This is a genomic window from Ochrobactrum sp. MYb379 (genome assembly GCF_037479515.1).
GTDB lineage: Bacteria > Pseudomonadota > Alphaproteobacteria > Rhizobiales > Rhizobiaceae > Brucella.
Window position 1 is genome coordinate 494856 of record NZ_JBBGYW010000004.1, and the last position, 21966, is coordinate 516821.

Consider the following 21966-nt stretch of genomic DNA (forward strand, 5'->3'; position numbering starts at 1 on the left):
GCTACTGAGAAAGCGTCCTATGCGTCTATAGCGCAGGCAGCTCTTGATTGGGGGGATCGCTGTCCCCTCACTATTCTTTATCGAGCCGGCAACAGCAGACGACGGCTTTCCTGTTACGATCAGGCATTCGTTTGGGGAAACGATTGTTCCTAAACCTCCCAAGAGAATTGTGACAATTGGGTGGTGTGGCGAGGATCCGGTTATCGCATTGGGCGAAGTGCCGGTTGGCATGACGGGTTATCCTTATTGGCCGGATAAAATCGCGGATTGGAACAGATCGTATATTGGTTCCGAGAAGCCAGTTCTGATGAACTATTTGATAGATCACGAACAGATTGCTGCGTTGCGCCCAGATATCATTTTGTCTGTTTTTTCGGGGATAGATGGGCTTGCCTACCAAAGGCTATCGCAGATCGCTCCAGTCGTTTGCCCTTTAAATGGTGCCTGGACAAGCGACTGGCGTGAGCAAACCCTATTGGCAGGACACGCCATGGGGAAAACGTCGCAAGCGACTCAGTTGATAGATGCGGTTGATCTGTCAATTGATGATTTGAGAACAAAACACGCGGAAATTGCAGGTAAGTCTTTCGCGCTTGTATCACATTTTCCGCGGCAAAACGGCTTTGATGTTTATTTATCTGGTGATAGCCGTTTCGAAATGTTTGAACAGTTGGGTTTGCGTCCATGCCAAGGTGTTCTTAATCTGTGAAAAGCGGAAAGCGGTCGATACGTCAAACCGGTCAGTCTTGAGCAGCTTGATGTGCTGGACTGTGACATTTTGATAGCCTGGTTTTCTGAAGGGGCAGAAGCAGCGCTGAATAGACAGCCAATATTCCGTACTTTGCCATCGGTTGAGCGAGGAACAGTTGTGGCTTTAGAGGACCCGGCAGAAATCTGGTCTGTGTTGACGCCGACGGTCCTCTCAATGCCCTATGGTTTTCCCAAACTCGTGTCTCGTCTGGCTGCTGCCGCGCGTAAATTGTAGTAGCAAGAAACTATTCTCTGCTTCCCTACGACATGAAACGGTTATGCGTTAAACATTAGAACTTGGTAGACATGCCGAAATTGAAGTTTTGCACCTTATCAGAGTCAGCCTTGGTGATTGGGAAAGCATAATCGAAACGCAAAGGCCCGAATGGCGACGCCCACATAAGACTAACGCCCGCTGACGAACGCAACTTCATATCCTCACCGAGTGCCCCACTCGTATCATTGCCATAAATCGTTGCGGCATCTGCAAAAACGCCGCCGCGCATACCTAGGCTATCTGGTACTAGTGGAAGAGGAAACTGTAGCTCAGCAGTTGCGTTGAAATAAGTATTACCACCAAGCCAATATTTTTTACCGCTAGTCGATTCCTGATAGGGTCCGATGTATTTAAAGCCACGAATTATGTCGGTGCTGCTTTTAAAGAGATCGAAAATACGCGTTCCGTCGCCACTATAGTCGTAGATATAACCGCCACCTACGCCCAGCATGCCGACGATATCAGCTTCCTGTGCGAGCGTCTGATAATAATTGCCCTTGAAAGTCGTCTTGATGTACTTCGCGTCACCGCCGAGACCTGCAAATTCCTGATTGAACTTTGCAAAGATACCATCATGCGGGTTCTTCATGTCATCAATCAAATTATAGGTCAGCGAATAACTGATCGAAGAACGAATCCAGGGGCTGTTGTTGACAGCGTCAATGATGGCTGGCGCATAGTAACTTTCCGGGTCGCTCACATCATCATCCAGTGTGTATTTATCCTGAACGAGATTATAAGCTATACCACCAGTAACATTTTCGGTAATTGGCAGACCAAGGCGCACCGTACCACCAGTCTGCTCAACATAATACGTGCTATTAGCCGTATATGTTCTACGAAATACATCGAAACCAGCTGCCACGCGGGAGCCAAGAAAATATGGCTCCGTGAATGAGAGTGCATAATTTTGCACATCGTCTGTTCCGACACCGGCGCTCACTTTTATAAACTGACCGCGACCGAGAAAATTCCGCTCTGTTACGGAGGCTTCAACAGATGGGCCGGCAGTATCACCACCTGTTGTATAACCACCACTGATGGAGAATTCACCGGTCGACTTTTCGACAACATCAACAATCAGAACAACCTGATCAGGCTCTGCACCCGGAGCGGTTGAAACATTGACTGTCTGGAAGAAATCAAGCGCTTCAAGACGACGCTTTGCGCGCTGAACCATGACCTGATTGAAGGCATCGCCTTCGTTCATGTCGAATTCGCGACGGATTACGTAATCACGTGTCTTGTCGTTGCCACGGATTTCAATACGCTCAACATAAGCGCGCGGACCCTGATCAACGCTATAAACAACCGAGATCGTGTTGTTCTCAAAGTTACGATCGCCACGCGGCTCAACCTTCGCGAAAGCATAACCGCTGCCGGCTACGTTTTCAGTAATCGCAGTCACCGAGTCTTCAACTTCTTTGGCGCTGTAAGCTTTGCCGGAACGGGTCTTTACGAGGCCATTGAGTGCCTGCGTATCAACACCTTCAACGGTGCTTTCAACCGAAACGTCACCGAAGTTGTAACGATTACCTTCATCAACATTGATGGTGATCGTGTATTCATTGGTCGAAGGATCAAGCGTCGCATTGGAAGACAACACGCGGAAATCGGCATAACCACGGTTGTAATAGAAACGACGCAGCGCTTCTTCGTCAGCCTGCAAACGGCCTTCGTCGTAAACGTCATTACGGGTCAACCACGACAGCGGGTTCGAACGCTTGGTGGAAATAACATCGCGCAGACGGCGCGAACCGTAAGCATTGTTACCGACAAAATTAATGTCAGCGATCTTGGTGCGGCCACCTTCAGTGATCTCATAGACCACGTTGACGCGACCCTGACCGAGATCAACGGTACGTGCATTCACGATCGCATCGCTGCGTCCGATATGCGCGTAAGCACCCTTGATGGATTCCTTATCGGCTTCCATGGTTGCAGCATCATAAGGCGAACGCGCCTTGAGCTGAACAGCACGTGCCAGATCAGGATCCTTGATCTTCTTATTGCCCTGGAACAGGACGTTATTGACGACCGAGCGCTCATCAACATGAACAACAAGCGTGCTGCCGGACTGGTTGATGCGAACATCAGAGAACAGGCCCATAGCGTAAAGACGCTTTACAGCTTCATCGATGTCATTGGCGTTGAAAGCTTTGCCCGGCTGAATGCCGATATTATCACGGACCGTCTGCGCATCGACGCGTGCATTGCCGCGCACTTCAATGCGATTGACAACAGCAGCCTGAGCAGCAGTGACCGATGCAAGAGAAAGCGCAGCCGAACCTGAAGCTACCAGAGCAACTGACATGGCGAGCGCTGAAGCGGCACCAAGAATCTTGGGGTTTTTCATGCAGGAAGAGCTTTCTTACACGATACTAAAAAACGAGGGCAGACAAGACACTTACGGAAGGGTTGTCCAGAATCTGTGTCTTTGTGCACGCGATGATATTGAGTGTTGCACTGCTTACAACGCGTAATTTGTAACATTTGTTTGCTGAAAGTTGCTCTGGCAATTCAGCATAACTGAAGCTGGGATTGCGCGCTATTGAAGCGTATCAGACTTTATCCTGCATACTTTAAAAAGCGATTTTAGTAGAAAAAATACGCCTAAGAATAGCGCTGCTACTATAGCTATCATGATGAAACGCAGGATCAACAACGCACCTGCAATTGTATATATTATGTCCATATAGGTGGCCTGTGAATTGATCGGGTCTATCAGTTTTTTTGGTAGCTTCTGAGCCTATGGTAGGCCTTCACAATGCCGTTAAGTGGTATGGAGAATTCTTTTCTTTTTGAAGAAATAGCGTCGAAACTGATTATTTTTAATTGAGTGCCAGCTAGAATTTGATCCATGCTATTATCTGCCACCACCATCGGCACAATGCATCCATCTGGAGCGCAGGTGGAAAAAGGTATGCGATGGTCAGATGGTATATTGTCTATCACCAGAGTAACGCCTTCCGAAACGGCCAGTCCAAAAGGCAATAATAACAACGCCTTATTTGTATCCTTCTTATCAGGTTGCAGCACCTCAATGCCGAGCTGGTCGCCAACTTTTTGACTGATTGAACAACGCGGTCCTTCCGCATAACGCCGACAATCAAAGGTCCAATTGCCGTATTTCTCAATTATAGCATCCGCTTCGCTCGACCATTGAGGAGAAGCTCTCACTTCTTCCGCCGTATCAGTCATTTGACTGATTTCAGTCGGACCCTTCTTTTCTGGCACTTCCAAAGCGATAGAAGGAGACGTCATGTCGCTCGCAGTTTGCAACGCGGCAGCGGCAGTTCCTACGTCATAAGTAAACGCAGCAACAATCAAAATGTAAAGAAGCTTCTTCATCAAGAGTTCGCCAGGTTTTATCTTAGAGAGGGGAAAACGCGGAGAGCAAATGTCGCCACGCACTGCCGTTTTTTAATTCATTGATTGACCACTGGCGCCATGCAAGGTCGTGACACCACTGTGTGCGATCAGGCCGTATCAAGGGCTCATCAATTCGATGAGAACCCATTGGATAAGCAACGGAGCCTTCGTCTTCGACGCAGACCGGAACCCCGGCGAGAACAGCCTCAACTGCTGCTGTTGAGCAGTAAGTTACGACAAAGCCAGCGTGGTTAAGGTCAGTTTGCAGGTCACGTCTTGAGCAGACGGCACCATCAGGCACAGGTGTATAGGCCAAAGGGTGTGGTCTATAGACAACAACGTGCCCAGCCTTTCGCAACTCATCAGTTCGAAACTGTGCCCACTCCACGATATCAAGGCCGTTTAGCGACGAGTCTCCGGGGACCTGCCCTATGAGCAACGCATAGCCTTTTCGCTCCTGCCACGGTCGCAAATGATGGCTGAAATGCTTCTCCCACCGTTCTCCGGCATCATTGGCTGGCGGGAAATACCCCCGATTGTTGAAGCCATTCAGTGCGAGGCTGACCCACTCATTGCGTGGTTGGATGAAACCACGCTCCATCACAATGAGCGGTGTATTCTTTTGCTGCGCCATCTTAATGATTTTGGGGCGCTTCCAGCTCCAGATCACTGCTATATCGGCATTACTCGGCTTCCACTTAGGGCCGACTTCGGTTTTCATTCCGGTTCTCTGCATTCCGCGGCGCAAAGCATCACTTGCTTCAATTCGATATTGAAACTTGGAATAGGAAAGCCACGAACCCGGGTAGTAGGGCCAACCGCGGGGATACGTGTGGAAGCTAGCGGTCCGTAAATACAATTGTCTGTCTTTCGAATAGCTGGATGCTCGGCTTTGATGGCCAAGTGAAAAAGAACGCGTAAGGAAAATCGGATTTAATTTTCCGAAGGAGCCCCGAGTGGTTCTCTCTCGATATGAGGACCAGATCCAAAAGGCGGCTTGGGCATCAAACGCGGCATTGGATTTAAAACCGCTTGTAATTTTTCCAATTGGTCAGCTCGCAAGGTTGCTGACAATTTCGCCAAAGCGTCCTTAAACTTTTCAGCATCCTGCCCATGACGGATTGCGTCATCGGCTTCCTGGTGAAGCAAGCCCATCACATCCATATGCGCCGGGGAAAAATCTTTTGGTTTTGGCGGTTCGCGCAAAGCAATGAGCGATGTTGTGAAACCGATCCAGGCTTCGTTCTGTCCAGATTCCAAACCGATGTAAGTCGCAACCGCATTCAGTTCCGCAGCCAAAATAAGGCCCGGATGAAGAGGTGGCTTCTCGCCCATCCAAAGCTTATTTGCCGGATAAAAGGGCAGTTGCCCTTCTGGAGGGGAACTTTCAAATTCATGCGGTGGAAAATTCTGAGCAAATGCGAATTGTGGAATAATAGCTATCTGCGTGAGCAGAAGCGTAGCCAAAAGATAGCGCTTCACGATTTTTCCCTTCATATTCAAAACATGAAGAGGCTAATTATCGCAGCTGTGTAATTCTCTTCCGTCCAGCATGTTTCTGAACGTGAAAATGGCATCGAAATTTGTATCCGAATATTGCTGAACGCTATGCAGCAATATTCGGATACAAAAAAGCTCAGCCAAAGCTGGCAAACTCATTATAAATGTTTCCATAACAAGCGATGGAACTCAATGAACGCGCAGCCACATATCTTAATTGTCGATGATGACCCAGAAATACGCAGCCTCCTGTCTCGCTATATCAGTGAGCAGGGTTTTCGCGTTTCTGTGGCTGGCGACCGCCGCGAGTGCGAACGGAAGTTACAGGAGACAAACCCGGATCTCTTAGTTCTGGATGTCATGTTGCCAGATGGTTCAGGGCTGGATATTTGTCGGCGGCTGCACAATGAAAACTCAACCCTTCCAGTAATCTTACTAACTGCACTCAAAGAAGACGTTGATCGGATCATTGGGCTGGAAATCGGCGCTGACGATTATCTCGGCAAACCTTTTAACCCGCGTGAACTGATAGCGCGCATAAAGGCCGTGCTCCGACGCACACAGCAACTTGGCACATTGCCAAGCGACGAAGTCACAATTTATCATTTTGGCCAGCTTACACTAAATCCGCAGCTGCGGACTGTGGTTGTGGCAGATTGCGGCGCAGTCGATCTGACTGCGGCTGAATTTGATCTTCTTAAGGTGTTTCTGGAAAGGCCGGGACGGCTATTATCACGTGATCAGCTTCTCGATTTCACCCAGGGACGCGGACGCGGTCCACTCGACCGCTCTATCGATGTTTTGATGAGCCGTCTGCGCAAAAAGCTGGAACCTTATCATACGTCCGACGTGTTCAAGACAGTGCGCAATGGCGGGTATCAAATGACACTTCCCGTTTCAACATCCGTTGTTAAGCAATGAACTCACTTCGCAACCGAATAGCCCTCTTGCTAATCTGCGTCATTGTCATGGTCGTTGGATTGGTCATTTTTGCGGCCGATCGTGTTTTAAGCCCACCGCCGCAGCCGTTGATGTTTGATCCAATCGCGCGCCAGATCGTCGTTGCTGCTGCACTCGCCGAAGAGGACGCAGATAAGGCGAGATCTTTAGGTGTGCGGATCGAAACTGCGCCTGATGTGCAGGACGTTGACGAAAGAGCAACTCACTTTATTGCTAAATCTCTTCGCTCAAGTGGTCGCAATTGGGAAATCATTGTCAGCCATACCGAAAACCCTCGATCTGATGCTGTTTCCGTCCATATTCAGCCGGGCAAGTGGCTGATTACTCAAATACCACGCATGGGCCCGCCTCCGGGCAGAAACAGTATTTTGGCAATGTGGGTCGTCACGATTATTCTTGGTAGCGGTTTGCTCGCTTTATGGGCCGCGAACAAGGCCACAAAATCATTGCGCCTTCTTGAAGATGCCGTCTCCCATATTGGACCTGACGGCAGGTTAAACCATGTGCCCGAAACAGGTTCAGCAGAAATTCGGGCGACAGCGCGCGCACTCAATAATCTGTCGCTTCGCCTGAAGAATGCGATGGAAAGCCGTATGCGACTGGTTGCGGCCGCAGGTCACGACTTGCGGACACCTATGACCCGAATGCGATTGCGTGCCGAATTTGTTGCAGATGCAGAAGAACGTGCGAAGTGGCTTTCAGATCTTGAAGAGCTGGACCTGATTGCTGATAGCGCGATCCGGCTTGTGCGGGAAGAGGTTGGCGGAGCTGAAGAAACGCAGTCCTTACGTGTCAGCGAATTGGTTAGCGGTCTTGTCAGTGAGCTTTCAACGCTCGGTTATTCAGTGGAACTCAGCAAACGTGATTATGATAAGCAAACATCTGTCGTTGCAAACCCGATTGCATTAACCCGCGCATTGCGAAATCTCATCATCAATGCAGCGACACATGGCGAGCACGCCAAAGTGTCGTGGTGCACGGATGGAAAAAATGTGGTCGTTCAAATTGAAGATGAGGGCCCCGGGATACCCGAGGACATGATTGAACACATATTCGAGCCTTTTTTCCGTGTGGATGCAGGTCGGCGCAAGAAGCATCCCGGTGCTGGACTCGGCATGGCAATCGCTAAGGAAATTATAGAGCGTCTTGGTGGCACCATCACTGTTGAGAATAAAACGCCCAAGGGTTTTATGCAGCGCGTCACGTTAAAAGCCGCTCGAAAATAAAAGCCGAGAGCATGTTGCAAACAACATCAAAGCGCGCCGAGAAACATTCGGACAACAATCATTACAAAACGAAACTTGCTTTAGATGTGGCTAAAAGTAAATTGAATATGGGTGCGCCAGTACCCAAAACTGATCGGACAACATGTGTATCTATGGCCCGCAAGACCCCGTGCAATGTTCTCCAAAATGATCAGCTTACGCGACGCAAAGTTCACTTTGCCCATCGCATAAAAGCCGGGGACGCATGGTATCCGAACCTTCTGCGTCCTCGGCATTTTTATTGCCTCTTCCAGAGGGGATGGTTTGGTGGTCAGGCTAAATCCGTGTCATCCGATCAAAGATCAATCAGGACGTTCCGTGCTTTCAACAGGCAAAATGCCCTTTGTAAAAATCGCGATACATTGACTGAGATAGGCACGTCTTTCCGTATCCGATGGCCAGAAAAGCTCCTGTCTGTGTTTTACGATGATCGCTCCGAAGATCATGTCCATCAGGATTTTTGCAGCATTCCAGGGATCACCGAGAACAATCCGTCCCGCATCCTTTTGCTTTTGCAGCCAATCTGCAAGCAAACGACGCGAATACTCCCCTCCGCGCTCATGCAACACTTCCTCAAGCTCAGGAAACCGCTCTGCTTCAAGGCGTACGAGACGGATGATCGCAAGGCGCTCATGGTCCTGCTCTTTGCTCAAATCCAGCAGGAATATCGCCCAGAGCGCGTCAAAGATCGACAAGTGATCGTAGTCGCCGGGCAGCGCAAGCATGGTCTGACGATGGTTGTCGATGATTGTCGAAAAGATATCGCTCTTACTTTTGAACAAAGAATAGAGCGTTCGTTTAGAGATATGGCAATTAATAGCGATGTCATCCATCGTCACATTCGCGTATCCATTAGCAATAAAAAGATCACGCGCAAGATGTGCAATTTCAACGGTCCGTTGTTCATCAGACTTCGTTTTTGGACGGCCGCGTTTTGCTTTCGTTTCCATCATTAGGCCCTCGCTTATCATCACAATTTCGCGCGTTGCATATCATTTGGTCCGAATACGGACCACGCATGATTGACTCATTATGCAAATATAATAATGGTACGACTTCGTTTTATAAATAAGGTTATACGATGTTCCCCCCCTGCGTCACCTATAAAAAAATGAAGAATACCATAAAGTCCGTTCGCTATGGCTGCATGGTTTCCGCTACGTTTTCACTCATATTGCTTTCTGCATGTTCTCAAGAAGGAACGACAGGCGCAGGTGCCGAGTCCGCCCCAAAACCACAAGTCGGCGTAGTAACCTTGCAGCCGCAATCGATCTCAATAACGGCTGAAATGCCCGGTCGTACGACGGCTTCACTGACATCAGAAGTACGTCCACAGGTTAACGGCATTATTCAAAAACGCCTTTTTAAAGAAGGCGGTGAGGTCAAAGAAGGTGAGGTTCTCTATCAGATTGATCCTGCCAGCTATCAGGCCGCCTATGACAGCGCAGCTGCTGATCTTCAGAAAGCGGAAGCCTCTGTTCCAAGTGCACAGGCTAAGGTCACGCGTTATCAAGGGTTGATCAAACAAAATGCGGTCGCTCGCCAAGATTTTGACGAAGCCGCAGCTTCTTTAGCGCAAGCAAAAGCAGATGTCGCGGCGGCGAAAGCAGCGCTCGACACTGCGAAAATCAACCTCGATTACACATCCATCAAAGCGCCAATCAGTGGCCGCATTGATAAATCGACCCTCACGCCCGGCGCACTTGTAACCGCAAGTCAGGAGACGGCGCTCACAACTATCCGGACAATTGATCCGATCAATGTGGATGTGACGCAATCCAGCACCAACCTTCTTAATTTACGGCAAGCAATCAAAGATGGACGCATAAAGATTACCGGCGAAAATGTGAGTGTTCGCCTTCGTCTGGAAAATGGTGAAACATATCTTTTGGCGGGTACACTCGAATTTGCTGAATCTGCCGTGAGTGAAACGACCGGCACATTTACAGTGCGCGCGCAGTTTCCAAACCCCGACCGGCTTTTGCTGCCGGGAATGTATGTCCGTGCTCTTGTTGAAGAAGGCGTCGCGCCGAACAGTTTTCTTGTCCCGCAGCGCGCCGTCTCCCGCAACACCAAGGGTGAGCCAACCGCCTTATTCGTAAACGCTGAAAACAAGGTTGAAGAGCGCGTTCTGCAGGTTGACCGAAGTGTCGGCAATAATTGGCTGGTCAGTGCAGGCGTATCTGCTGGCGATCGCGTGATCGTCGAAGGCTCTCTCATGGTTAAAGCCGGCCAGAATGTCGAAGCCGTGACGGTTATCGTTGACGACACCACCGGAGAGGTCCGCGAGCGCAAATCTGCACAGGCACCAGCAAGTTCAACTGAAAACAATGCGGTGAAGGAATAGACGATGTCACGTTTCTTCATTAACCGCCCCAACTTTGCCTGGGTGATTGCAATTGTCATCATGCTGGGCGGGCTGCTCGCGCTCAACTCACTATCCGTTTCCCAATATCCGCAGATTGCGCCAACGACAGTCCGCATCAATGCCACTTATGCGGGTGCGGATGCAGAGACAGTCGAAAACTCAGTTACGAAAGTGATTGAGCAGGGCATGACCGGGATCGATAATCTCGACTACATGACTGCTACGTCAACCTCGACAGGATCGGCATCCATTTCGCTGACATTTACCAGTGCAGCTGATCCCGATGTTGCGCAGATGCAGGTGCAGAATAAGCTACAGCTTGTGCAGTCGCAATTGCCTGAAAGCGTTCAAAGTCAGGGTATTACGGTCAGCAAATCGTCTGACAGCTTTCTGATGGTCATTGGCTTTGTCTCGCAAGACGGCAAACTCAATGCAACTGACCTTGCCGATTATATCGACAGCACTCTCAACGATACGCTCAAGCGTGTTGAAGGTGTTGGCGACACACAAATTTTTGGTTCAGGCTATGCAATGCGCATATGGCTCGATGCCAATAAGCTCGCAAAATATGCGCTTATGCCGAGCGATGTGACGACGGCACTCGAAGCGCAGAATACACAAGTCTCTGCCGGTCAGCTTGGAGCTCTTCCTGCAAAACAAGGCCAACAACTCAATGCGACGGTTACAGCCCAGAGCCGTCTCCAGACACCAGAACAGTTTCGCAATATTATTCTCAAAAGCACAACAGACGGATCGCTTGTTAGACTTAATGATGTTGCGCGTGTAGAACTGGGTGCAGAGAGTTACACCAACTCTTCCAGCTACAATGGCAAGCCAGCGGCTGGTCTTGCGATCAATCTCGCAACGGGTGCAAATGCCATCAGCACGGCTGAAGCCGTTCAGCAGACCATCAACAACCTGTCCGGCACATTCCCGGAAGGCGTTGAAGTCGTCTACCCCTATGACACGACGCCCTTCGTTCAGTTGTCCATCGAAGAAGTTATTAAAACCCTGATCGAAGCCATCATCCTCGTCTTTGTGGTGATGTTGGTCTTCCTGCAAAATATCCGCGCAACACTGATCCCAACACTCGCAGTTCCAGTGGTTCTGCTTGGTACATTTGGTGTTCTGGCTCTGTTTGGTTACTCCATCAATACGCTGACAATGTTTGCGATGGTGCTCGCTATCGGTCTTCTCGTCGATGATGCGATTGTCGTCGTCGAAAACGTTGAACGTGTCATGGAGGAAGAAGGGCTTTCGCCTAAAGAAGCGACGCTCAAGTCCATGCAGGAAATTACTGGCGCTCTTATCGGTATTGCAACGGTTCTTTCTGCTGTTTTCGTTCCAATGGCATTTTTTGGTGGTTCCGTCGGCATTATCTATCGCCAGTTTTCGGTCACCATTGTTTCAGCGATGGTTCTTTCGGTGGTCGTGGCACTTGTGCTCACGCCGGCGCTTTGCGCAACACTTTTGAAAAAAACTGAAGGACATGCTAAACAAACTGGCATAACCGGCTGGTTTAACAGGGGATTTGATCGCACAACCAATGCCTATCGCAATGGTGTGAGTGGAATTCTCAATCGTTCAACACGGTTTCTTGCCGTCTTTGTCGCAATCGTTATTGCGATGGGTTGGCTTTTCACCAAATTGCCGAGTTCGTTTCTCCCGCAGGAAGATCAGGGCATTTTGATCACCGGCGTCCAGCTACCTGTTGGCGCGACGCAAGACCGTACCGAGCGCGTCCTGAAGCAGGTTACTGACTACTATCTCGAAAACGAAAAAGATGCCGTCGATGGTGTGATGAGCGTGGTTGGTTTTGGCTTTGGTGGACAAGGCCAGAACGTCGGCATGGCCTTTGTCCGGTTGAAAGATTTTGACGCCCGCAAATCTGCTGATCTGTCTTCAAGTGCTGTTGCCGGTCGAGCGATGAAAGTCTTTTCGCAAATTCGGGATGGCAAGGTTTATGCACTTGCACCGCCCGCAATTCAGGGAATGGGCAACTCCAATGGCTTTGATTTTTACTTGAAAGACGTCAATGGCGCCGGTCATGCGAAGCTGATTGAAACACGCAACCAGCTGTTGGGGCTTGCCCAGCAAAGTGAAAAGCTGACCAACACTCGTCCGAATGGTCAGGAAGATACACCGCAATTCTCAATCACGATTGATCAGGAAAAGGCGAGCGCCCTCGGCGTGTCGTTGTCTGACATCAACAAAACGCTTTCGACCGCATGGGGCAGTTCTTACGTCAATGATTTCATTGATCGTGGACGCATCAAGCCTGTCTACATTCAGGCCGACAGCGATTTTAGAATGCAGCCGGAAGATCTGGAAAAATGGCAGGTGCGCAATTCAAGCGGCACGATGGTTCCGTTCTCAGCATTTGCCACCGGTCATTGGAATTATGGCTCACCGCGCCTTGAACGCTATAATGGTTCGTCAGCCGTTGAAATTCAGGGCGAAGCTGCATCGGGCGTCAGTTCCGGTGTCGCGATGGATGAAATTGACGCCATCATGAAACAATTGCCAGCCGGTTATTCCCATGAGTGGACAGGGCTCTCTTATCAGGAGCGGCTTTCCGGCAATCAGGCAACAGCGCTTTATGCTATTTCGGTGCTGGTCGTGTTCCTGTGTCTGGTGGCGCTTTATGAAAGTTGGTCTATTCCTTTTGCCGTCATGCTGACAGTTCCTATCGGCATATTCGGTGCACTGCTGGCAGCGACGATTTTTGGCCAATCAAACGACGTTTATTTCAAAGTGGGGCTGCTTACGACCATTGGCCTTGCAGCGAAAAACGCGATCCTCATTGTCGAATTTGCCATTGAACGTCAGGCCGCAGGCATGGGGGTTATCGAAGCAACGCTTGAGGCTTCCCGTCAGCGTTTGCGGCCAATTCTCATGACCTCATTTGCCTTTATCTTAGGTGTCACCCCCTTGGCTATTGCCAGCGGTGCAGGTTCTGGCGCGCAAAATGCTATCGGTATTGGCGTGATGGGCGGCATGATTGCCTCTACCTTCATTGGCATTTTTCTTGCTCCACTGCTGTTTGTGACGGTTCGACACATATTCAAGGGCAAACCCGCTTCTCATCAAACAGTTTCGCCGCAGTTACAGACGGAAAATCATCATGACAAAAACTAACAAACTACTGGCTGCGAACAATATGCAACAGAATTTACAGGGCGCTGAAAAGCGCCCCTTTAGCCGATATTTCAGAGTGCTGAGTGCAGTGCTCCTGATGACAGCTGTTAGTGGCTGCGTTGTCGGGCCGGACTACCAAAAGCCAATCGTGAACATGCCATTTAGTTGGGTCAATAAGGCCGCCACCAAACAAGAAAAGCCAGCGCAGCTGGCTGAGTGGTGGAAGCGTTTCAACGATCCATTGTTGAATGCACTGGTTGATGAATCCGTGGAAGGTAGCCTGACAGTCGCAACCGCCAAAGCCAAGGTGCGCGAAGCGCGTGCATCTTACAGGCAGAGTGTTTCAGGCCTGTTCCCTTCAGCGGATGGCACTGCATCTGCAACACGCAGCAGAACAGCCGGTGGTGATAGTGGTGCGTCATCAACCAGCAGCCTGTTTAAGTCAGGGCTTGATGCAAGTTGGGAAGCGGATCTGTTCGGTGCCAATAAGCGCTCTGTGGAAGCAGCAAAATATGGTATGGATAGTGCCGAAGAAGAGTTGCGCAACACATTGCTGACGCTGATTGGTGACGTCACCACCAATTATGTCGAAGCAAGAGGCTATCAAGCTCGTATTGCTCTGGCGAAACGAACAGCTGCCTCGCAACGAAAGACCGCACAGCTGACGCGTGATAAATTTGAAGCCGGTGCTTCCTCGGCAGTCGATCTTTCGAATGCATCGGGACAGGCCGCATCAACTGAAGCTGCTATCCCTGATCTTGAATCGTCCTATGCGCAATCAGTTCACCGGTTGTCGGTACTGACGGGCCGCGCACCATCAGCACTTGCTGATCGCATGAAGCCTGTCAAAGCAATTCCAAAACCAAAATTACCAATGCCCACGGGCATACCGGCTGACATACTCCTGACCCGCCCCGATGTACGCTTGGCAGAACGTCAATACGCGCAATATACTGCAAAGGTCGGGCAGGCAGAAGCAGCACGCTATCCAAGCGTCAGCCTTACCGGTAGTATCGCAACCTCCGGTTCGCAACTTGGTGATCTTGGCAAAAGCTCTTCAATCAGCTGGTCTTTCGGCCCAAGCTTGAGTGTTCCGATCTTCAATGCCGGAAAACTCAAAGCAGCCGTTGAAGTCGCCCAAGCACAGCGCGATCAGTATTTTATCGCCTACAGATCATCGATCCTCACCGCACTTGAAGACGTTGATAATGCTATGGTTTCGCTTGCGCAAGAACGCATCAAGTCGTCGAAGCTCTCCGTTTCTGCACGCCATTATCGTGAGGCCGCTTCGCTCGCGCGTTCGCTTTACCAGTCCGGCACGACGAGCTTCCTTGATCTGCTTGAGGCTGATCGCTCGCTTTACTCGGCAGAAGATTCACTGCTGAGCAGTCAGGTGGCCATCTCCACAGACTATATCGCATTGAATAAAGCACTTGGTGGTGGTTGGAGTGGCGCTGTTGAAGTGGCAAAGCCAGAGATCGCTGACACCAACACAGGGCCTCATCTTCAGCAACATGGCGCTGTCACCAAGGCATCAACGCAATAACATGGTTTTACGTAAGATAATGCAGCAGCTTCAGGGTTTTCGGTAATGGGTTTCAAACGTCTGTCTATCTTGGCTGCTGTGATTATCGCCGTCGCCCTATGCGGTTATTATTACTTCTACGGTCAATCAGCCTCGCAAACGCAGTCAATTATGACTGCCGTTGCAACGCGCGGCGATATTGACGTCACAGTGCTCGCCACAGGAACAATCAAGCCTGTTCGTCTTGTCGCTGTGGGTGCGCAGGCTTCGGGACGTATCACGTCTGTGAAGGTGGAACTCGGTCAGCTTGTTAAAGCCAATGATCTGATTGCAGAAATTGACTCGACAACGCAGAAGAACGATCTGCGCACCTCAGAAGCAGCACTTGCCAATATGAAGGCACAGCTGAAAGAAAAGCAGGCAACTCTCCAGCTGAACCAACAGACCTTGAGCCGCCAGAAAACCATGCTTGCCAGACATGCTGTCTCGCAGGCAGATTACGACACAGCAGCGGCTGATCTGGATATAACGCAGGCACAGATTGAGTCGATCGGTGCGCAGATCAGGGAGGCAGAGGTTGCCGTTGAAACAGCGAAAGCAAACCTTGGTTACACCCAGATCACAGCACCAATTGAAGGCACTGTGCTCTCAATTGTCAGTCAGGAAGGGCAGACCGTTAACGCATCGCAGTCTGCGCCAACAATAGTCATCCTTGGCCAGCTCGACCGCATGACCGTTTACACGGAAATTTCGGAAGCCGATATTGTTCGGATCAAGCCGGGCCTGCCACTCTATTTCACTGTTCTGGGCGATCAGGATCGTCGTTATGATGCAACACTTCAGTCGGTCGAGCCTGCACCTGAATCGATCAGAAGCGACAGCAGTTTCAGCTCTTCCAGCACAAGTTCCTCGTCCTCATCCAGCAGCAGCTCTTCTTCCGAAGCGATTTATTACAATGGTCTCTTTACGGTTCCAAATCCTGATGGTCATTTGCGCACATATATGACAGCCGAAGTGCATATCGTGCTTGGTCAGGCAAAAGATGCTTTAACGATACCCTCTTCCGCTTTAGGACGTTCGAATAGTGACAATCGCTATAGTGTGCGTGTTGTCGAGCCAGGTGGCGCAATCAAAACCAAAGAAATAGAAATTGGCCTCAACAATAAAGTCAATGTTGAAGTCCGCTCCGGTCTTGACGAAGGAGACCGCGTGATCACAGGCGAATTGTCTGCCTCCGCTAATTCAGGATCGAATAATCGCGGTGGACCTCCGCCGATGGGCTTCTGACGATGACCGATCCGCTTATTAAACTCAAAGCAATCCGACGGGAATATCCATCGGGGTATAGTTCGATTGCCGTTTTGAAAGATGTCGACTTAACGATTCACGCCGGTGAAATGGTTGCGATTGTTGGCGCATCGGGTTCTGGCAAGTCAACTTTGATGAATATTCTTGGCTGCCTCGATCGCCCGACATCGGGAAGCTTTGAGGTTTCAGGGCGCGAAACAGCATTGATGAATGCCGACGAGCTGGCGGCTTTGCGTCGTGAGCATTTCGGCTTTATTTTTCAGCGCTACCATCTTTTGGCTGAACTGACGGCACTTGGAAATGTTGAAATTCCTGCGATTTATGCCGGTGTCGATCCTGCAACGCGTGCGAAACGCGCAACTGCTTTGCTACAGCGTTTGGGTATGGGCGAGCGTCTTCATCATAAACCGGGGCAGCTTTCCGGCGGGCAGCAACAGCGCGTGTCAATCGCGCGTGCATTGATGAACAATGCCAACCTTATTCTCGCTGATGAACCAACGGGCGCGCTTGATAAACAGAGCGGGGAAGAAGTTCTTCGCATTCTCGGCGAGCTTCATGCTGAGGGCCGCACAGTCATTATCGTTACGCATGATATGTCGATTGCCAATAAGGCCGACAGAATAATTGAGATTAGTGACGGCGAGATAATTGCAGATCGGCAAGTCGAAAAATCCACGCCCGTCGCAACCCTCCCACAGGAAAAAGTGTCGAGCAATACGAAACCGGCTCTATCTCTTCACGCTGTAACTGGCGCCATTCGTGAAGCATTTCTGATGGCAATGCTGTCAATGCGTGCACACAAATTACGTACGTTTTTGACCATGCTTGGTATTATCATCGGTATTGCATCAGTCGTGAGCGTTGTCGCACTGGGTCAAGGCTCTCAACAAAAGGTTCTTGCCGATATTTCCAGCCTGGGCACCAACACGCTCGAGATATTTGCTGGCAAGGACTTCGGCGATGTTCGTTCTGGCAAGATCACGACATTGGTGGTTTCAGACGCAACTGAACTTACAAAGCAGCCTTATGTGAAAGCGGCGACACCCACGGTTTCAACAAGCAGCACTGTCCGATTTGGCTCGAAAGAATCCAATGCACAGGTGAACGGGGTCAGTGAGCAATACTTCGTTGCTAAGGGCAGCAAAATTGCAGACGGTCAATTCTTCGACAATGATAGTGTACGCAGAATCGCGCAGGATGTTGTCATTGATCAAAATACCAAAAATGCTCTGTTCTCAGACACCAACCAAAGTCCGGTCGGGCAGGTGCTTCTGATCGGGACTGTCCCCGTGCGCATTGTTGGGGTGATGGAGCCACAGCAAGGTGGCTTTGGCTCCAACCAGAACCTGTCGCTTTATCTGCCATACACCACGGTCCAGTCGCGTTTTTTGGGCAGCAACTCCTTGCGCAGTATCACTTTGCAAGTTGAAGACGGTATTGATACGGCATTGGCTGAACAGACCGTGACTGATTTCCTAACTCAACGGCACGGAACAACGGATTTTTATATCCTGAACACTGATGATATTCGCAAGACGATCACAAGTGCGACCCAGACGATGACACTTCTGGTTGCGGCTATTGCTGTCATATCATTGATCGTCGGTGGCATTGGCGTGATGAATATTATGCTCGTAACCGTATCCGAGCGAATTTCGGAAATCGGTGTCAGAATGGCTGTCGGCGGACGACAGAGTGATATTTTACGACAGTTCCTGATTGAAGCGGTGCTTGTATGTCTGTTTGGCGGTGTGCTCGGCATTATCACGGCGCTGGGTTTCGGCACCTTGTTCAGCCTGTTCAGTAGTGATTTCAGCTTCGTTTACTCAACAACATCAATCGTGACGGCGTTTCTGTGTTCGACACTCATCGGCGTGGTCTTTGGATACCTTCCGGCAAGAAGCGCGTCGCAACTTGATCCCGTCGTGGCGTTGTCCGGATTATAAATATTGCGCTTTATGATTACGGATTGGGGGAGGGGCACCAGAAAATGATTTGCTGCCGCGAAACCTAACATATGTTTGGTGATCCGTTTGATGAACCGGTGGTCCTGTTCAAGGATGTTGTTGAGATAATTGACTTGCAGAATTTCAATCAACTTACCAGCACCTGTCATTTTCAAGATGCAGTTTACAGCCTGTGCACCAGCCAGATTGGCCCCGCTTTTTTCAATGACAACCTTGTGCGGAACACCATTGCTTGCAATGGCTCTCTTAAAGAAACGCCTCGCTGCACTGAGATTTCGGCGCTCCGAGAGCATAAATTCCAAGGTTTGGCCGTCACGATCAACGGCTCTGTACAGATAGGTCTATTTCCCTTTGACCTTTAGGTAGGTTTCATCGACCCGCCAAGAGCCAGACGTTGGCCGCTTACGCTTCTGAGCTTGATCCGCAATCTGAGGAGAGTATCGAACGACCCAACGGTTCAATGTTGAACGATCTACATTTACGCCACGTTCAGCCATAATTTCTTGAAGGTCGCGATAGGAGCCAGGGTAACGAAGGTAAAAGTACACGGCATAAAGCACGACACTTTTATGAAAATGAGCCCCTTTGAAGTCAATGGCCATTCCTCTTTGCCTCGCCTAATGTTCACAACCGAACAGGCAATAACCCATCAACTGTAAATTTTTTTGTTGACAAAGCCCGTTTGAGAAGCCGTATCCGCCTCGTTCTACGGGACGGAAAGGCGACAAAGTAGGATTACTGCAATGATAATATCAGGCGTATTTTCAGTTATTTACATCGTATTTTTAAAGCCAAAATTATCGCCAAAATTACAAATGACGTATAAAACTCGACAAATGTAAAATTCTTATATTGACATTTGTCGATCAATTGTTGATTTTTGTCATGCGTGGTCAAGGAGGATGCCGTGCAGACGCTATTAAAAGTTGAGAGCCTAAAAAAATCGTTCGGCGGTGTAGCAGCACTTCGCAATGGCCAGCTGGAACTGCGTGCAGGCTCGGTCCATGCGCTGTGCGGTGGTAATGGCGCAGGCAAATCCACGTTCCTCTCCATTCTGATGGGTATCCAGCAGCGCGACGGCGGCAAGATCTGGCTGCGCGGCGAAGAGGTCCAGTATTCGACGCCTGCGGAAGCGCTGAAATCCGGCATTGCGATTATCGAGCAGGAGCTGAGCCCTGTTCCGCATATGAGTGTCGCAGAAAATATCTATCTCGGTCGCGAACCTTCAACGCGATTTGGTGGTATCGATTTCAAGAAGATGAACAGTGAAGCGCAGGCGCTTCTGGATCGTCTGGAGTTCGACATTCGCGCGACACAGGTGATGAGCCAGTTGTCCGTTGCGCAGATGCAGCTCGTGGAAATCGCCAAGGCGTTCAGTCACAATGCTGATGTGATCTTCATGGATGAGCCGACATCGGCCATCGGTGAAAAAGAAGCGCAGCATCTGTTTAAGGCAGTCGAGCGTCTCAAGGCTGAGGGCAAAGGCATTGTCTATGTCTCGCATCGACTGTCTGAGATTTTCCAGATTGCAGATTCCTATACGGTTTTCCGCGATGGCGGTTATGTCGGTTCGGGTGCGCTGAGCGATATTGATCGCCCGGAACTGATCCGTCTGATCGTTGGGCGCGAGCTTGGCGAAGAATTTATCAAGACCAATGAGCCGGCCGATCAGATTGGCTTCGAGGTTTCCGATCTTGCTCTGCCGGGTAAGATTGAAGACATTTCTTTCTCGGTCCGTAAGGGGGAAATCTTTGGCATTTACGGCCTGATGGGTTCGGGTCGTTCCGAAATTTTCAACTGCATCTTCGGTCTCGACAAGGCAAGCAAGGGCGAAATAAAGCTTGAAGGCCGCGCGCTTAAAGTGAGCAAGCCTGCGGATGCAATGGCTGAAGGCATTGCCTTTGTTACCGAAGACCGCAAGCTGACGGGGCTTAACCTCACAGACAGCGTGCGCGCCAATATCTGCCTTGCGAGTCTGCCTGAAATGAGCCCGTCATTTGCTATGCGCCAGCGCGAAGAAGCTGCAGCAAGCGCGAAAATGATTGAGCATTTCGGCATCAAGGCAGCACGCGATACGATGCCGGTTTCAGGTCTTTCGGGCGGCAATCAACAGAAAGTTGTGCTGGGTAAATGGTTCCTGCGTAATCCGCGCTTGTTGCTGCTCGATGAGCCAACACGCGGTGTGGATGTGGGCGCAAAACGCGAAATCTATCGCATCATCTGCGAATTCACTGCGTCAGGCGGAACCGTCGTTATGATTTCATCCGAAATCGACGAAGTTCTGGGCATGTCTGACCGCATCCTTGTGATGCGGCAGGGCAAGTCGGCTGGCGTCTATGACAGGGCCGACACTGATGCACAAAAGCTGGTGCATCTGTCTACCTGACAATGGATGTCGCTCTGCGCGCAAGATTGAGAATTAAGCCTGACATTGGCAGGCTGGGAGAGGCTAGAAAACGTGAGCAACAACGAAAACACACAATCGACCAGCTGGTTCGCTTCTGAAAAGGGCCGGTTGATCATTCAGGAATACGGCATCTTCCTCGCTTTCCTGCTTCTGGTTTTCATTTTGTCGGTGTCAAATCCATACTTCCTGACAACGGGCAATATCTCAAACGTGCTGCTGCAAACCTCAATCAACGGCGTTTTGGCTGTTGGCATGACGTTTGTTATTCTGACGCGCGGCATTGATTTGTCTGTTGGCTCGGTTGCAGCGCTGACCGGCATTGTTGCAGCAAGTCTTGCAACAACCTCAGCAACTGCGGGAGTTGCGGGCGGCCCTTACCCGGCAATTGTTGCTATTGCTGCTGGTCTTGCGGTTGGTTGCGCCTGCGGCGGACTGGTTGGCTGGATCGTTTCGCGTTTCTCAGTGCCTGCATTCGTTGCAACGCTTGGTATGCTTTCGGCAGCACGCGGCATGACGCTTATCTATGGCGGCGGCAAGCCTGTGCCTGCTTTGACACCTGATTTCCGCTGGATCGGTACAGAAAAAATCTTCGGCATTCCAATGCCTGTGATCATTCTGGTGATCGTGTTTGCAGCTGCCTGGTGGGTGCTCTCGCGCAGCCGTTTTGGTCGTTACATTTATGCCGTTGGTGGCAATCCACATGCAGCAAAGACATCGGGTATTAATGTCACCCGCGTCCGCTTCTCTGTCTATGTCATCTCTGGCGCGCTTTCTGGTCTTGCAGGCATGATGCTTGCAGCCCGTACCGGATCGGCACTGCCACAGGCCGGTATTGCATACGAACTCGATGCAATTGCTGCGGTTGTGATCGGCGGCACCAGCCTTTCGGGCGGCGTTGGCCGTGTGACCGGAACGTTGATTGGCGCGCTCATTATTGGCGTGATGAACAACGGTCTCGATCTGATGGGTATCGAATCTTACTACCAGCAAGTTCTCAAGGGCGCGTTGATCGTCGGTGCTGTGATGCTCGATCAAAAACGCAACCAGAACGCCTGATTTTCAGAGTTTTCTAATTGCCAGTCACCTGGCGCAACGAACACCGCACATTTAGTCATGGCGGATATTGTGG

At 50.2% G+C, this 21966-nt stretch carries 15 protein-coding genes and 1 pseudogene; 10 read left to right on the plus strand and 6 right to left on the minus strand.

Annotated features, from left to right (window positions below; all coding sequences use genetic code 11):
- Nucleotides 1–43 precede the first annotated feature (43 nt).
- Complete coding sequence (locus tag WH356_RS12210; RefSeq protein ID WP_339511104.1) at nt 44–709, plus strand: ABC transporter substrate-binding protein; 666 nt, start codon at nt 44–46, stop codon at nt 707–709.
- Nucleotides 710–1040: 331 nt separating this feature from the next.
- On the opposite strand, the gene bamA is transcribed toward WH356_RS12210, so the two are convergent.
- The 4 genes from bamA to WH356_RS12230 form a co-directional block, all read right to left on the minus strand.
- Nucleotides 1041–3383 carry an outer membrane protein assembly factor BamA gene (bamA, locus tag WH356_RS12215; RefSeq protein WP_339511106.1) on the minus strand — a complete coding sequence of 781 codons (2343 nt, stop codon included), beginning with the start codon at nt 3381–3383 and terminating at the stop codon, nt 1041–1043.
- 368 nt (nt 3384–3751) lie between these two features.
- Entirely contained in the window at nt 3752–4378 is a 627-nt protein-coding gene (locus WH356_RS12220; protein WP_339511108.1) for an invasion associated locus B family protein, read from the minus strand.
- Between the two features lie 22 nt (nt 4379–4400).
- On the minus strand, nt 4401–5120 hold the full coding sequence (locus WH356_RS12225; RefSeq protein WP_339511110.1) for a hypothetical protein: 720 nt from the start codon (nt 5118–5120) through the stop codon (nt 4401–4403).
- A 212-nt stretch (nt 5121–5332) separates the two neighbouring features.
- The gene (locus tag WH356_RS12230; RefSeq protein WP_339511112.1) at nt 5333–5881 is read right to left on the minus strand and encodes a hypothetical protein; all 549 of its coding nucleotides are present in this window, start codon (nt 5879–5881) and stop codon (nt 5333–5335) included.
- 210 nt (nt 5882–6091) lie between these two features.
- Between WH356_RS12230 and WH356_RS12235 the strand changes: the two genes are divergently transcribed.
- Both WH356_RS12235 and WH356_RS12240 read left to right on the plus strand, forming a co-directional pair.
- Complete coding sequence (locus WH356_RS12235) at nt 6092–6820, plus strand: response regulator (RefSeq protein WP_339511114.1); 729 nt, start codon at nt 6092–6094, stop codon at nt 6818–6820.
- Between the two features lie 110 nt (nt 6821–6930).
- A complete protein-coding gene (locus tag WH356_RS12240; protein WP_339511116.1) occupies nt 6931–8085 on the plus strand; it encodes a sensor histidine kinase in 1155 nt (384 codons plus the stop codon).
- A 341-nt stretch (nt 8086–8426) separates the two neighbouring features.
- On the opposite strand, the gene WH356_RS12245 is transcribed toward WH356_RS12240, so the two are convergent.
- A complete protein-coding gene (locus WH356_RS12245) occupies nt 8427–9077 on the minus strand; it encodes a TetR/AcrR family transcriptional regulator (protein ID WP_339511118.1) in 651 nt (216 codons plus the stop codon).
- Between the two features lie 158 nt (nt 9078–9235).
- Between WH356_RS12245 and WH356_RS12250 the strand changes: the two genes are divergently transcribed.
- From WH356_RS12250 to WH356_RS12270, 5 genes are read left to right on the plus strand one after another with little or no spacing between them, the layout of a single operon-like run.
- Entirely contained in the window at nt 9236–10471 is a 1236-nt protein-coding gene (locus tag WH356_RS12250; RefSeq protein ID WP_339511120.1) for an efflux RND transporter periplasmic adaptor subunit, read from the plus strand.
- A 3-nt stretch (nt 10472–10474) separates the two neighbouring features.
- Nucleotides 10475–13630 (plus strand): efflux RND transporter permease subunit, encoded by a 3156-nt coding sequence (locus tag WH356_RS12255; RefSeq protein WP_339511122.1) that lies wholly within the window; start codon nt 10475–10477, stop codon nt 13628–13630.
- A 22-nt stretch (nt 13631–13652) separates the two neighbouring features.
- Nucleotides 13653–15176 carry an efflux transporter outer membrane subunit gene (locus tag WH356_RS12260; RefSeq protein ID WP_445253668.1) on the plus strand — a complete coding sequence of 508 codons (1524 nt, stop codon included), beginning with the start codon at nt 13653–13655 and terminating at the stop codon, nt 15174–15176.
- A 45-nt stretch (nt 15177–15221) separates the two neighbouring features.
- Complete coding sequence (locus WH356_RS12265) at nt 15222–16442, plus strand: efflux RND transporter periplasmic adaptor subunit (protein WP_339511124.1); 1221 nt, start codon at nt 15222–15224, stop codon at nt 16440–16442.
- Nucleotides 16443–16444: 2 nt separating this feature from the next.
- Nucleotides 16445–18409 (plus strand): MacB family efflux pump subunit, encoded by a 1965-nt coding sequence (locus tag WH356_RS12270; RefSeq protein WP_339511126.1) that lies wholly within the window; start codon nt 16445–16447, stop codon nt 18407–18409.
- Between the two features lie 53 nt (nt 18410–18462).
- Here the strand turns inward: WH356_RS12270 and WH356_RS12275 are convergent.
- Nucleotides 18463–19032 (minus strand): annotated as a pseudogene (locus WH356_RS12275) (IS6 family transposase); the annotation flags it as partial.
- A gap of 305 nt (nt 19033–19337) precedes the next feature.
- On the opposite strand from WH356_RS12275, the gene WH356_RS12280 reads away from it, so the two are divergent.
- A complete protein-coding gene (locus WH356_RS12280) occupies nt 19338–20816 on the plus strand; it encodes a sugar ABC transporter ATP-binding protein (protein ID WP_339511128.1) in 1479 nt (492 codons plus the stop codon).
- A 72-nt stretch (nt 20817–20888) separates the two neighbouring features.
- A complete protein-coding gene (locus WH356_RS12285; RefSeq protein ID WP_339511130.1) occupies nt 20889–21893 on the plus strand; it encodes an ABC transporter permease in 1005 nt (334 codons plus the stop codon).
- The last annotated feature ends 73 nt before the right edge of the window (nt 21894–21966 follow it).